The organism is Streptomyces sp. ID05-26A (assembly GCF_033794685.1).
Lineage (GTDB): Bacteria > Actinomycetota > Actinomycetes > Mycobacteriales > Pseudonocardiaceae > Lentzea.
On the sequence record NZ_JARAYZ010000001.1, the window covers coordinates 1,853,584 to 1,865,082 of the forward strand.

An 11,499-nucleotide genomic window follows, 5' to 3' on the forward strand; every position below is an offset into this window, starting at 1 on the left:
CGTCCGCGTGGTTGGACATGTTGCTCTCGTGTAAACCTTGATGTCGCTCTTGCGCTTCTAAGGTTTCTTTCGGTCTTTCTGGTCACGGGAGGTCGCATGCGTCGCAGCCGTTCCCTGGCCAGTCAACTTCTCGCATGGCAACTCGTAGTCGTCACGCTGCTACTGGGCGCGGTGGGCGCGCTGACAGTCGTCCAGACGGGCAGCAACTTTCGCTCCAACGAGGAACGCCGGATGCTGTCGGTCGCCGAGACCGTCGCCGCGAACTCGCTGGTCCAGGAGCGGATGGGCAACTGGCGTGAGCTGTCGGCGCCCGCCGAGACGGCCCGCAGCCTGTCCGGTGCCTCCTACGTGCTGATCCTCAACGACAAGCGGCTCGTGATCGCCTCGCCGGACCCGTCCCAGATCGGGTCCACTCTGGACACCCGCACCACCGCGCTGGAGGGCCGCTCCTGGACGGGCTCGGTCCGCGACTCGATCGAGGCGCACGTGCCGGTGTTCGACCCGCTGAGCCGCCGGGTCAACGGCATGGTGATCGCGGGCGCGGAGGATCCCGGGGTGTTCGCCGGCGCGCTGGAGCAGCCCGTCGACGTGCTGCGCTACCTGGCGATCGCGCTGATCATCGGCGTCACCGGGTCGTTGCTGCTGGCCCGCCGGGTGAAGAACCAGACGCTCGGGCTGGAGCCGCACGAGATCACCGCGCTGGTCGAGAACCGCGAGGCGTTGCTGCACGGCATCCGCGAGGGCGTCGTCGGGCTCGACGGGCAGAACCGGATCACGCTGGTCAACGACCACGCGAGCGACCTGCTGGCGTTGCCGGAGGACGCGGTCGGCCGCTCGGTCGAGGAACTGGAGCTCAACGACCGGCTGCGGGACGTGCTGACCGGCCGCGCGACCGGCGTCGACCAGCTGGTGCTGCGGCAGGGCGTCGTGCTGACGTTGAACCGCATGCCGATCGACGGTGGCGAGGGCGCGGTCGTGACGTTGCGAGACCGCACGGAACTCCTTGCGCTGCAACACGAACTCGACGCCTCGCAGCACGCGACGGACACGTTGCGGGCGCAGGCGCACGAGTTCGCGAACCGGCTGCACACCATCGCCGGGCTGATCTCGTTGAAGGAGTACGACGAGGTCACCAACTACGTTCACCAGATCAGCACGGCGCAGGACCAGTGGCGGACCGAGGTCGGTTCGTCGATCGGCGACCCCGCCGTGGCCGCGCTGCTGATCGCCAAGGCGTCGCTCGCGGCCGAACGCGGCACGGCGTTGCGGCTGGGTCCGGACAGCGTGCTGGGCAGGGTCGACGAGGCCCTGTCCGCGGATCTGGTGATGGTGCTGGGAAATCTCGTCGACAACGCGCTCGACGCGCTGAGTTCGTTCAGCGCCAACGGAACTGGGAAGTGGATCGAGGTGGGTGTGATGCAGTTGGACGACGAGGTCCAGGTCGTGGTGCGCGACTCCGGTCCCGGGGTGGCACCGGAACTCGCGGAAGAGGTGTTCCGGCACGGGTTCACGACCAAGGCGGCATCGCACGGCGAACGCGGCATCGGGCTCGCGCTGATCAGGCGGGCGTGCCTGCGGCGCGGCGGTTCGGTGACCGTGTCCGGTTCGGTCTTCACGGCAAGGCTGCCCTGGTGATCCGGGTGCTGGTCGTCGACGACGACTTCATGGTGGCCAAGGTGCACAGCGGGTACGTCGCGCGCACCGGCGGGTTCGAGGTCGTCGGGGTCGCCCACACCGGCGGGGACGCGTTGCGGCTGGTGCGGGAGTTGAAGCCCGACCTCGTGCTGCTCGACGTCTACCTGCCGGACGTCACCGGGCTGGAAGTGCTGAAGTCGTTGCGCGCCAACGAGGATGTGGACGTCATCGTGATCACGGCGGCGACCGACGTCGAGACCGTGCGCAGTGCGATGCGCGGTGGCGTGCTGCACTACCTGATCAAGCCGTTCGACTACTCGGCTCTACGTGACCAGCTCGCGCACTTCGCGTCGTTGCGCGAGAAGCTGCATCGGCTCGACTCGGCCGGACAGGCGGACGTGGACCAGGTGTTCGGCGCTCGGCCCACCTCGAAACCATTGCTGCCCAAGGGTTTGACGCCGGAAACCGCGCGGCTCGTGGAGAACGCCCTGAGGGCGCATCCGGAGGGGCAGTCGGCGTCGGAGTGCGCGTCGTCGACCGGGGTGGCCCGGGTCAGCGCGCGCCGGTACCTGGAGCACTTCGTGTCGATGGGACGGGCCGAGGTCCGCCTGCGGTACGGCGGAACCGGCCGGCCCGAACGGATCTACGCGTTAGTCCCAGGAGCCTGAACGGCCGCGGCCGCGCTTGGTGTCCGCACGGCGCTTCTTCGAGGCGATGCGGCGCTCCTGCGAACCCCTGGTGGGCTTGGTCGCCCTGCGCACCGGAGGCGGCGGCGCGGCGGCCGCCCGCAGGATCGCGGCGAGCCGTTCCCGGGCCGCGGCACGGTTCTGCAGCTGCGCGCGGTGCTCGGAGGCGGCGATCGTGAGCACGCCGTCGACGAGCCTGCCGGCCAGCCGGTCGAGCATCCGCGCCTTGAGGTGCTCGGGCACCGACGGCGAGGCAGCCAGGTCGAACGAGAGCTCGACGCGGCTGTCCGCCGTGTTCACTCCCTGCCCGCCCGGCCCACCTGACCTGGAAAAACGTTCGCGCAACTCGGACGCCGGCAGCACCAGCGTCCTCGTCACGGTCACGTCGTTCATGCCTCCAGGTTAGAAGGTCAGACCCGGAAGTGTCGCGATCTTTATCAGTTCCTCGCGGTTCAGCAGCGGCGCGGACCTCTGCGGAACGCCCCCCAGGTCGGGCTGGCCCCACACCGCGTCGCTGAAGCGGCCGATGTTGTCGCTGCTGAGCATGATGGTCGTGCCGTCGGGGCGGATGGCGTCGACGTACAACACCTGCGCCCCTGGGGTCGTGCTCGGCAGCTGGATGCTGCGGATCCTGATGCCGTCACGTTCCTCGATGCGGCACGACGGATCGTCGCAGTTGCCCATCTCGGAGCGCGTGGTACGGCCGATCGCGATCGTGACGCCGCCGACGCCCTGCGCGTCCCGCAGCCTGGCCACGGCTCGTCGCTTGTTGTCGGGCGTGTTGGTGTCGCGGGTGAAGAACACGAACGCCTGCGCCCTGATCTCGGGGACGTCCTCGGCGGTGATGCCCGGCGGAAGCCGGTAGCCGCTCCTCAGCAACGCCGTCAGCTGGGCGTTGCGGTCGACCACACCCCCGGAGTCCTGGGACATCGCCGGTGCCGACGCCTTGTGCGGCACCGCCGCCAGGTACCCGGTCACGCCGACCCCGGCGAGCAGCGTGAACACCATCGCCCCCGCGAGCGCCGTGCGCCGGCGGACGAGCTTGGTCTTGCCCTTGCGGATCACCTCGGAGGTGTGGATCCGCGACACCGGCTCGTTCTCCAGCAGGTCGCGCAACGCGGCGAGCCCCTTGGCGGCCTGACTCTTCACCGTGCCCTCCGTCCTGCCGAGGATGCGGGCGGTCTCGGTGATGCTCAGGTCCTCCCAGTACCGCAGCACGACGACGGCGCGTTGGCCCGCGGGCAGCGCGCCGAGGGCCTGGCGGAGGTCGAGGTCCGTGGTGGCGTCCGTGACCGCGCTCTCGGGCACGGCGTCGACGATGCGTTCGCGCTGGAAGAATCCGCGCCGCGTCTCGTCGATGGCGGTGCGCACGAGCACTTTGCGGGCGTAGGCGTCGACGCTGTCCTTGCGCACGCGCGACCAGGCCACGTACATCTTGATCAACGCGGTCTGGACGATGTCCTCCGCGCGATGCCAGTCGCCGCACAGCAAGTAGGCCGTGCGGCGCATGACGAGAGCGCGTGCGTCGACGAACTCCCCGAACTCGCGGTCGCGGTCCAAGTGCCCCTCCTCGGTCGCCGCTTAGTACGCGGCGACCGGTTCAGGAGGTTGCCTCAGAAACGCGGGTGATCGCCAACGAGCTTGGCGCCGCCCTCTTCGGACTTGGTGATCTCGCCGAGCACCCACGCCGGCACGTGGCGGGCGGTGAGGACGGCCAGCGCGCGGTCGACGTCCTCGGGCGCGACGACGGCGACCATGCCGACGCCCATGTTGAACGCCTTCTCCATCTCCTCGCGCTCCACGCGGCCGCGCTGGGCGATGAGCTGGAACACCGGCGCGGGCGTCCAGGTGCCGCGGTCGAGCGTCGCGTGCAGGCCCTCGGGCAGCACGCGGGCCAGGTTCGCGGCCAGGCCACCACCGGTGACGTGGGAGAAGCAGCGGACCTCGGTCTCGGCGATCAGCGCCAGGCAGTCCTTGGCGTAGATCTTGGTCGGCTCCAGCATCTCCTCGCCGAGGGTGCGGCCGAACTCCTCGACGTGGCCCTCCAGCGGCATCCGCGCGATCTCCAGCAGCACGTGCCTGGCGAGCGAGTAACCGTTGGAGTGCAGGCCGGACGAGCCCATCGCGATCACGACGTCGCCGTCGCGGACGCGCTCGGGGCCGAGCAGCTTGGAGTGCTCGACGACGCCGACGCCGGTGCCGGAGATGTCGTAGTCGTCGTCGCCCATCAGGCCGGGGTGCTCGGCGGTCTCGCCGCCGAGCAGCGCGCAGCCGGCCTGGACACAGCCTTCGGCGATGCCCTTGACCAGCGACGCGATCCGGTCGGGGACGACCTTGCCGACCGCGATGTAGTCCTGCACGAACAGCGGCTCGGCGCCGCAGACCACCAGGTCGTCCACGATCATGGCGACGAGGTCGATGCCGACGGTGTCGTGCTTGTCGAGCGCCTGCGCGATCGCGATCTTGGTGCCGACGCCGTCCGTGGACGAGGCGAGGATCGGCTCCTTCCAGCGGTCGAGCTTGAGCTGGAACAGGCCGGCGAAGCCACCGATCCCACCGAGCACCTCGGGCCGGTGCGCCTTGGCCGCCCACGGCTTGAGCTTCTCCACCGCCTCGTCACCTGCGGCGATACTGACTCCGGCGGCGGCGTAGGTGGCCTTGGCGCTGTCGGTCACGTCAACTTCTTCCACTTGGATCTGGGATGCGTAAGGACGTACCCAAAATCAGGGACGTCGGAGTGCGTCTTCGGCACCATAGCCGCTCGCCAGAACGGGAGCCGCCGAGCCCGAGACTCCCTTGAGGCCTTCGAGCAGGTGCTTGCCGATGAGCGCGTCCTGCGGCAGTTCGATCGGGTACTCGCCGTCGAAACAGGCCGAGCACAGCCGCGACTTGGGCTGTTCCGTGGCCGCGACGAGCTGCTCCAGCGACACGTACCCGAGCGAGTCGGCGCCGACCGAGCGACGGATGCCGTCGTCGTCCAGGCCGTTCGCGATGAGTTCCGCCCGTGAGGCGAAGTCGATGCCGTAGAAGCAGGGCCACTTGACGGGCGGCGAGGCGATCCGCACGTGCACCTCGAGCGCACCGGCCTCGCGCAGCATGCGGACGAGCGCGCGCTGGGTGTTGCCGCGCACGATCGAGTCGTCCACGACGACGAGCCGCTTGCCGCGGATCACGTCGCGCAGCGGGTTCAGCTTCAGCCTGATGCCGAGCTGGCGGATGGTCTGTGACGGCTGGATGAACGTCCGGCCGACGTAGGCGTTCTTGACCAGGCCCGACCCGTACGGGATGCCGCTTGCCTGCGCGTAGCCGATGGCCGCGGGCGTGCCGGACTCCGGCACCGGGATCACCAGGTCGGCCTCGACCGGGTGCTCCTTGGCGAGGCGGCGGCCGATCTCGACGCGGGTGGCGTGCACGCCGCGTCCGGAGATCGTCGTGTCCGGCCGCGCCAGGTAGACGTACTCGAAGATGCAGCCCTTGGGCTCGGGCGTCGCGAACCGGGTCGACCGCAGGCCGTCCTCGTCGATCGCGATCAGCTCGCCGGGCTCGACCTCGCGCACGAAGCTCGCGCCGACGATGTCCAGTGCCGCGGTCTCGCTCGCCACGACCCAGCCGCGTTCCAACCGGCCGAGCACCAGCGGGCGCACGCCGTGCGGGTCGCGCGCCGCGTAGAGGGTGGACTCGTCGGAGAAGGTCAGGCAGTACGCGCCCTTGACCGTGGGCAGCAGCTCCAGCGCGGCCTGCTCGATGCCCTTGTCGGCCGCCGCGTGGGCGAGCAGGCCGCAGAGGATGTCCGAGTCGGTGGTGGCGCCGTTGCGCTCGACGATGCCGAGACCCTTGGCCTTCTCCAGCAGCTCGGCGGTGTTCACCAGGTTGCCGTTGTGGCCGAGGCTCAGCGCGCTGCCGGTGGCCGTCGTCCGAAACGTCGGCTGGGCGTTCTCCCAGGTCGTGGACCCGGTGGTGGAGTAACGGCAGTGCCCGACGGCCACGTGGCCCTTGAGGCTCTGCAGGACCTGCTCGTCGAACACCTGGCTGACGAGACCGAGATCCTTGAAGACGACGACCTGAGTCCCGTCGCCGACCGAGATGCCGGCCGCCTCCTGCCCGCGGTGCTGCAGGGCGTAGAGGCCGTAGTAGGTCATCTTGGAGACGTCTTCACCCGGAGCCCAGACGCCGAAGACGCCACACTCCTCACGGGGTTCCTGTTCGGACTGGGAATGGTCGTCGACCACCGAATTGGCTCCCTCACGAATGGGGCTGGCTGCATCCCGAGTGTAAGTGGCGCACCCTGTGCTAGACCCCCCTCAGACCCCTGGTGAGGTGATGAAACTCATGCCTTCCGGCACTCTTGGAGCGTCAGCGGTAGGCCGTTCAGGTACTCGAAGCCGTCGGACACTTCCCGCGCCGCACAGATGATCTCGTCGCCCGTGTTCGCGGTCACGCCGCTCGCGAAGTCGCCCAGTTCCACGAAGGCGTCCTTGAACGCCTCGGGCTCGGGTGCGCCGGACGGCAGCTCGCCGACCGGTTTCACGTACATCCGGGTGGCGCAGATGACGTCGCTGTAGCCGTCGTAGCAGGTGTTGATCCGGGTGACCTCGAAGCGGATCTCGTCCTCCCAACGGCCGCAGCCGGTGAGGACGAGACAGGCCGCGAGCACCGCGATGATCTTGCGCATCAAGCCTTCCTGCACCGGAACAGCTCGGTGGTGATCGCGTTCGTCTGCAGCGCCCCGATGGAGCGTTGCTTGGCGAGGCAGATCACCTCGTCCCCGACCTCCACCTCGCCGTCGATCTCAGCCGGGTGCACGCTCGTACCGGTGAACTGGTCCTTCCGGTAGGCGCCGGGCAGTTCGCCGACGAGTTCCAGCCGGAGACGCGGTTCGGGAGGGGCGGTGTCGTGGAAGGTGTAGACCTCCTCCTCGGCCACCTCGAGGCGGACCTCTGCCGACCAGTCGCCCGCACAGCCCGTGAGCGCGACGCATCCGGCGAGCGCCAAGACGATCTTGCGCATCATGCCTTCCTGCAGGAGACGTGGGTGCGGATCACGGTCGCCTGCGTGTAGCCGTCGGTCTCCTGCCGCGCGCTGCAGCGGACCTCGTCACCCTCACGCACCTCGCCGGAGACCTGGAATCGCTTGACGACCTGCGGTGTCAGGGTGTCCGGCTCGAGGATGTCGCCGGGCACCTCACCCACGAGTTCCATGCGCAACGTGTCGTCCTTGCGGTCGTACCCGGCGCCGACCTCGTAGACCTTGACGATCTCGAACTCGACCTCCTGCTCCCACTCGGCCGCGCCGCAGCCGGACAGCGCCAGACATCCCAGGAGGATCACGACGATCTTGCGCATCAAGCCTTCTTGCAGCTGTTCAGGTGCGTGACGACATTCGAGTTCCCGAACGCGTTCCCCTTCTCCTGCTCCACCTGACAGACCACCTCGTCGCCGACTCGGGCACCTTCGACCTTCGAGGCCTGCATCGACTTCTTCTTCAACATCTCGGGTTCGAGCGAACCCTTGGGCGCATCTCCCACCAGTTCGAGGTCGAAGAACTCGGTCGGGGTGCTGTTGTCGAAGGAAATGATCTTGTACCGAAGCTCCTGTTGCCACGACGCCGCACATCCGGTCAGCAACAGACAGCCGAGCAACACCGCAGCGAGCTTGCGCATCAGTGCCCCCGTCCGACCTGGAGGACGTCCAGCACGCGCCGATCGCCGGTCATCTCCTTGAAGTTCATCCGGTTCCAGAGCCAGAAGTAGACGACCTCTGCCTCGCCGGTCACCTGCGCGTCGCCCTCTTCGCCCGGGGCTGCGGCGCGCAGTTCGGGCACCTCACCCGCGACGAGGGAGATCAGCCACGACTCTGGAACGTCTGTGGGACGCACCGCCGCGGTGCCGGTCACCGTGCTCGGTACGTCGCCGTCGAGGTTGGCCGCGACGATCGTGCTCAGCACCTCGTCGATGCCGTCGGCGCAGAGGTCGGCATCCGTGGCCACGACCTGGCGGACGACCGTCTGCGCGTCGAACCGGCGCAGCACCGTCTCGTGCGCGATCCGGCGGTGCCACACCCAAGCCAGATCGGGCGCGGCCGGCGAGAACGTCCACACCGGGCGATTTCCCGGCACAGCGGCCAGGATCTCCGCGGCTGCGGCGAGCTGCAGGTCGAGGTACTGGAGCGGCGACAGGCCCGCGGGCGGGGGCGACGGCCGCATCGCGGTACGGCTGCCGGTGCGCAGGTACTCGGTGGAGGTCTCCAGGAAGCGCGCGAGGTGGATCACCAGGTCCTGGACGGTCCAGCCCGGCCGGGTCGGTACCTCGGCGGCCGGATCCGCGTCCGCCACTGCCTTGCGGAACAACTCCGCCTGCTCGATGAACACAGCGGTCCACCGCTGGGCCGTCCACCCTGTCTGCACCATGAACGACATCGTGCCCGAAACCGTCCTCCTGCGAAGGGGGAACCGACCATCATGTATCTGCGTCGCATTGATCGGTGACCAACAGGGGGTGGCGATGTTCGGCGTTGAGCCAGAGCTGCTGCGCAACGCGTCCAAGGAGTTCGGCAACGGCTCCGACGCGGTGCGCGAGGCGGCGGAGATGATCTCGATGCTCCAGCTCGACGCGGGCGCGTTCGGTGAGGTCGACGCCGCCGCGGAGTTCGCGGACGCGCTGTCGAAGTTCGTCGGCACGCACTCCCAGGACCTGCAGCGCGGTTCCTCCTGGTTCACCGACGCGGCAGAGGGTCTCGTGTCGAACGCCGAGGCCTACCAGCGCACCGACGAGGACCACGCGGCAGCGCTGAAGAAGCTCTTCTCGGGACTTGGGGGCGGTCAGTGAGCTACACGGATCCCGAGAGCCTGTACGGCAGGCTCGCGTCCGGCGACGTCGGCCGGATCGCCGCGGCCGCCGACCCGATCACCGGCGCGATCAGCGCGGTCGGTCGCGCCGGTGAGTCCGTCGCCAACGGTGGCAAGACCGCCGTGAGCAGCTGGACCGGTGACGCGGCCTCCAAGTTCACCGCTCGCGCCCAGCTGTCCGCCACTGCTGCCAAGGCCGCTGCGGAACGCCTCGGCGCGGGTGTGGACATCGTCCAGGCCGCTTCGCGTGCCTACGGCCAGATGCGCGGCGCCGCAGACCAGGCGATCGGCGTGTGGCGCGGCCGCCCGCCCGGCATGGACGAGGAGCAGACCCGCCAGCTCGCCAACCAGGTCAACCAGCACCTGGACAAGGTGAAGTCGGGCTACGACAACGTTCTGCGCTCCTACGCGAACGCGCTCGCCAAAATTCCGCCGGGCTTCGAGGAGTCCGCGCGCACCGACTCCGGCTGGGGCCGCGCGGCCCAGCGCGGTGGTGCGGGTGGCGCTCTGCCGCCGGTTCCGCCGCCGGGTTCCGACCCGAAGGCCGTCGCCGACTGGTGGAAGTCGCTCAGCAAGGACCAGCAGGAAGCGCTCAAGAACACCAAGTACCAGGAGCTCGGCCAGCTTCGCGGACTTCCCGCCGACGTGCTGGACCATGCGAACCGCAAGCGGATCCCCGAGGACCAGGCGCGGTTCCACGCGGAGAAGGACCAGCTCAAGCAGCAGCTCGCCGACCGCGCCCGCGAGCTCGGCGTCGATCCGAACTCGTCCGAGGGCCAGCGCGCTCTGCGCAACGACGCCCAGGGCTCGCAGCTGATGTCGCAGTACGACGAGGCGGCACGGCGGGCGAAGAACGCGGATGACGCGTTCGGCGCGTTGGGGACGGCCCGAGACCTGAGCAAGGAGACCGGCAAGCAGGCGTACGTGCTGGCCTGGAGCCCGGACGGTGCCGGGGCCAAGGAAGGTGCGATCGCCGTCGCGTTCGGCAACCCGGACACGGCGAAGAACCTCGCGGTGTGCGTGCCGGGCACCACCTCGACGCTCAGCAGCTTCGGCCTGGACCAGGCCTCGAACCTCAGCGCGAAGATGGGCCCGGACGGCGCCGCGATCCAGTGGCTCGGCTACGACGCGCCGGAGTTCCTGCCCGGCCAGGTCAACGACCCGCAGCAGGCGGTCGAGGGCGGCCAGATCCTCGCGAAGGACGTCGACGGCTACCGCACCGCGAACCCCAACGCGCACGTCACGGTGATCGGCCACAGCTACGGCAGCACAGTCGTCGGTTACTCCGCGATGGACAACGGCCTCAAGGCGGACGACATCGTGTTCGTCGGCTCACCGGGCGTCGGCGCGTCGAACGTGGACCAGCTGTCGGCCGGTGGCGGTCACGTCTACGTCGGTGGCACGGAGCACGACCCGGTCATCCAGGCGACGAGTGGCGACTGGTTCACCAAGGACGGGTCGTCGACCGGCCCTTACGACTCCTCGTTCGGCGCCAAGACGTTCGGCACGTCCGGCGAGTCCTGGATCGGGCACGCCCACTCGTCGTACTACGACAAGGACTCCGAGTCGCTGCAGAACCTCGCCAGGATCGCCAACGGTGACGGCGGCAGCGTCACCGAGCAGCGCTGGCAGGACGCTCCCACGCCGCGTGAGGTGCCCGGTTCGGACCTTCCCGGGGTCGGGCCGGTCATCGACTGGGGGGTCAACACCGGCAAGGAGGTCGTCGACATGGGCGAAGACATCTGGCGCGGTGGTGGTCAGGTCGTCGACGACATCTCGAACGGGCGCTGGGGTGACGCGGCCGGGCACGCGGTGGACACCGTGGGCGAGGTCGCCAGTGACGCCGGTGACGTCGTGGTCGACACCGTGGGCAACGTGGTGGAGCTCGGGCGCGACGCCGTCGAGGGTGTCGGTGGCGCGATCAAGACGATCGGGTCGTGGTTCTAGAACCTCACGACCGGTAGCAGTGGTGAGAGGTCGGCTCGGGTCCCGGAGGCGGTGACCCGGGCGTCGTCCATCGCCTCGGTCCAGGCGAGGGTGCCGGTGGCCAGTTCCAGCCACGTGCGCGGGTCGGTCTCGACCACGTTCGGGGGTGTGCCGCGGGTGTGGCGCGGCCCTTCGACGCACTGGACCGCCGCGAACGGGGGAACGCGCACCTCGACGCTGCGGCCGGGCGCGATCTGTTCGAGGGTGCGCAGGCTCAGCCGGACGGCGGCGGCGAGCGCGGGACGTTCTGGCTGGTCAGCCTCACCTCGCAGCCACGGGAGCACGGCTGCCACGGCGGCACGCATCTCGGCGGGGTCGACGGCTTTGGCTGGCACGTCCCCCACATTAG

At 69.3% G+C, this 11,499-nt stretch carries 13 protein-coding genes and 1 pseudogene; 4 read left to right on the forward strand and 10 right to left on the reverse strand.

Translation table 11 applies throughout. The features are described 5' to 3' along the window. The first annotated feature begins 96 nt into the window (after nucleotides 1–96). Both PV646_RS09130 and PV646_RS09135 read left to right on the forward strand, forming a co-directional pair. Nucleotides 97–1,635, forward strand: a complete 1,539-nt coding sequence (locus PV646_RS09130; protein ID WP_500340995.1) for a sensor histidine kinase — start codon at nucleotides 97–99, stop codon at nucleotides 1,633–1,635. Further along, nucleotides 1,632–2,303, forward strand: a complete 672-nt coding sequence (locus PV646_RS09135; RefSeq protein WP_500340996.1) for a response regulator — start codon at nucleotides 1,632–1,634, stop codon at nucleotides 2,301–2,303. The genes PV646_RS09130 and PV646_RS09135 overlap by 4 nt, the downstream gene beginning before the upstream one ends. On the opposite strand, the gene arfB is transcribed toward PV646_RS09135, so the two are convergent. The 9 genes from arfB to PV646_RS09180 all read right to left on the reverse strand — a co-directional run bounded on the left by arfB (nucleotide 2,286) and on the right by PV646_RS09180 (nucleotide 8,726). Continuing rightward, nucleotides 2,286–2,714 (reverse strand): alternative ribosome rescue aminoacyl-tRNA hydrolase ArfB, encoded by a 429-nt coding sequence (arfB, locus tag PV646_RS09140; RefSeq protein ID WP_191297930.1) that lies wholly within the window; start codon nucleotides 2,712–2,714, stop codon nucleotides 2,286–2,288. The two genes, PV646_RS09135 and arfB, sit on opposite strands and share 18 nt — an antisense overlap. A gap of 9 nt (nucleotides 2,715–2,723) precedes the next feature. Then, nucleotides 2,724–3,881, reverse strand: a complete 1,158-nt coding sequence (locus tag PV646_RS09145; protein ID WP_500340997.1) for a SigE family RNA polymerase sigma factor — start codon at nucleotides 3,879–3,881, stop codon at nucleotides 2,724–2,726. Nucleotides 3,882–3,934: 53 nt separating this feature from the next. Further along, nucleotides 3,935–4,996 (reverse strand): phosphoribosylformylglycinamidine cyclo-ligase, encoded by a 1,062-nt coding sequence (gene purM / locus PV646_RS09150; protein WP_500340998.1) that lies wholly within the window; start codon nucleotides 4,994–4,996, stop codon nucleotides 3,935–3,937. Between the two features lie 48 nt (nucleotides 4,997–5,044). Continuing rightward, complete coding sequence (purF, locus tag PV646_RS09155) at nucleotides 5,045–6,571, reverse strand: amidophosphoribosyltransferase (protein ID WP_500342342.1); 1,527 nt, start codon at nucleotides 6,569–6,571, stop codon at nucleotides 5,045–5,047. Nucleotides 6,572–6,648: 77 nt separating this feature from the next. Then, on the reverse strand, nucleotides 6,649–6,993 hold the full coding sequence (locus PV646_RS09160; RefSeq protein ID WP_500340999.1) for a hypothetical protein: 345 nt from the start codon (nucleotides 6,991–6,993) through the stop codon (nucleotides 6,649–6,651). Further along, nucleotides 6,993–7,328 (reverse strand): hypothetical protein, encoded by a 336-nt coding sequence (locus PV646_RS09165; RefSeq protein ID WP_500341000.1) that lies wholly within the window; start codon nucleotides 7,326–7,328, stop codon nucleotides 6,993–6,995. The genes PV646_RS09160 and PV646_RS09165 overlap by 1 nt, the downstream gene beginning before the upstream one ends. Continuing rightward, the gene (locus PV646_RS09170; RefSeq protein WP_500341001.1) at nucleotides 7,328–7,663 is read right to left on the reverse strand and encodes a hypothetical protein; all 336 of its coding nucleotides are present in this window, start codon (nucleotides 7,661–7,663) and stop codon (nucleotides 7,328–7,330) included. Before PV646_RS09170 ends, PV646_RS09165 begins: the two co-directional genes overlap by 1 nt. Next, the gene (locus PV646_RS09175) at nucleotides 7,663–7,980 is read right to left on the reverse strand and encodes a hypothetical protein (RefSeq protein ID WP_500341002.1); all 318 of its coding nucleotides are present in this window, start codon (nucleotides 7,978–7,980) and stop codon (nucleotides 7,663–7,665) included. Before PV646_RS09175 ends, PV646_RS09170 begins: the two co-directional genes overlap by 1 nt. Beyond that, a complete protein-coding gene (locus PV646_RS09180) occupies nucleotides 7,980–8,726 on the reverse strand; it encodes a maleylpyruvate isomerase N-terminal domain-containing protein (protein WP_500341003.1) in 747 nt (248 codons plus the stop codon). Before PV646_RS09180 ends, PV646_RS09175 begins: the two co-directional genes overlap by 1 nt. A 94-nt stretch (nucleotides 8,727–8,820) precedes the next feature. Here PV646_RS09180 and PV646_RS09185 point away from each other — a divergent pair, with 94 nt between their 5' ends. Continuing rightward, nucleotides 8,821–9,144 (forward strand): DUF2563 family protein, encoded by a 324-nt coding sequence (locus tag PV646_RS09185; RefSeq protein ID WP_093596295.1) that lies wholly within the window; start codon nucleotides 8,821–8,823, stop codon nucleotides 9,142–9,144. Beyond that, on the forward strand, nucleotides 9,141–11,111 hold the full coding sequence (locus tag PV646_RS09190; RefSeq protein ID WP_500341004.1) for an alpha/beta hydrolase: 1,971 nt from the start codon (nucleotides 9,141–9,143) through the stop codon (nucleotides 11,109–11,111). The genes PV646_RS09185 and PV646_RS09190 overlap by 4 nt, the downstream gene beginning before the upstream one ends. Here PV646_RS09190 and PV646_RS09195 read toward each other — a convergent pair. Continuing rightward, a pseudogene (locus tag PV646_RS09195) lies at nucleotides 11,108–11,398 on the reverse strand (sterol carrier family protein); the annotation flags it as partial. The gene PV646_RS09190 and the pseudogene PV646_RS09195 overlap by 4 nt on opposite strands. Nucleotides 11,399–11,499 lie beyond the last annotated feature (101 nt).

Bases quoted from the DNA above. Each gene is read 5' to 3' on its own strand.
- PV646_RS09160 (WP_500340999.1), bottom strand. From the start codon at position 6,993: ATGCGCAAGATCATCGCGGTGCTCGCGGCCTGTCTCGTCCTCACCGGC.
- PV646_RS09130 (WP_500340995.1), top strand. From the start codon at position 97: ATGCGTCGCAGCCGTTCCCTGGCCAGTCAACTTCTCGCATGGCAACTC.
- PV646_RS09175 (WP_500341002.1), bottom strand. From the start codon at position 7,980: ATGCGCAAGCTCGCTGCGGTGTTGCTCGGCTGTCTGTTGCTGACCGGA.
- PV646_RS09165 (WP_500341000.1), bottom strand. From the start codon at position 7,328: ATGCGCAAGATCGTCTTGGCGCTCGCCGGATGCGTCGCGCTCACGGGC.
- arfB (WP_191297930.1), bottom strand. From the start codon at position 2,714: ATGAACGACGTGACCGTGACGAGGACGCTGGTGCTGCCGGCGTCCGAG.
- PV646_RS09185 (WP_093596295.1), top strand. From the start codon at position 8,821: ATGTTCGGCGTTGAGCCAGAGCTGCTGCGCAACGCGTCCAAGGAGTTC.
- PV646_RS09170 (WP_500341001.1), bottom strand. From the start codon at position 7,663: ATGCGCAAGATCGTCGTGATCCTCCTGGGATGTCTGGCGCTGTCCGGC.
- PV646_RS09180 (WP_500341003.1), bottom strand. From the start codon at position 8,726: ATGGTGCAGACAGGGTGGACGGCCCAGCGGTGGACCGCTGTGTTCATC.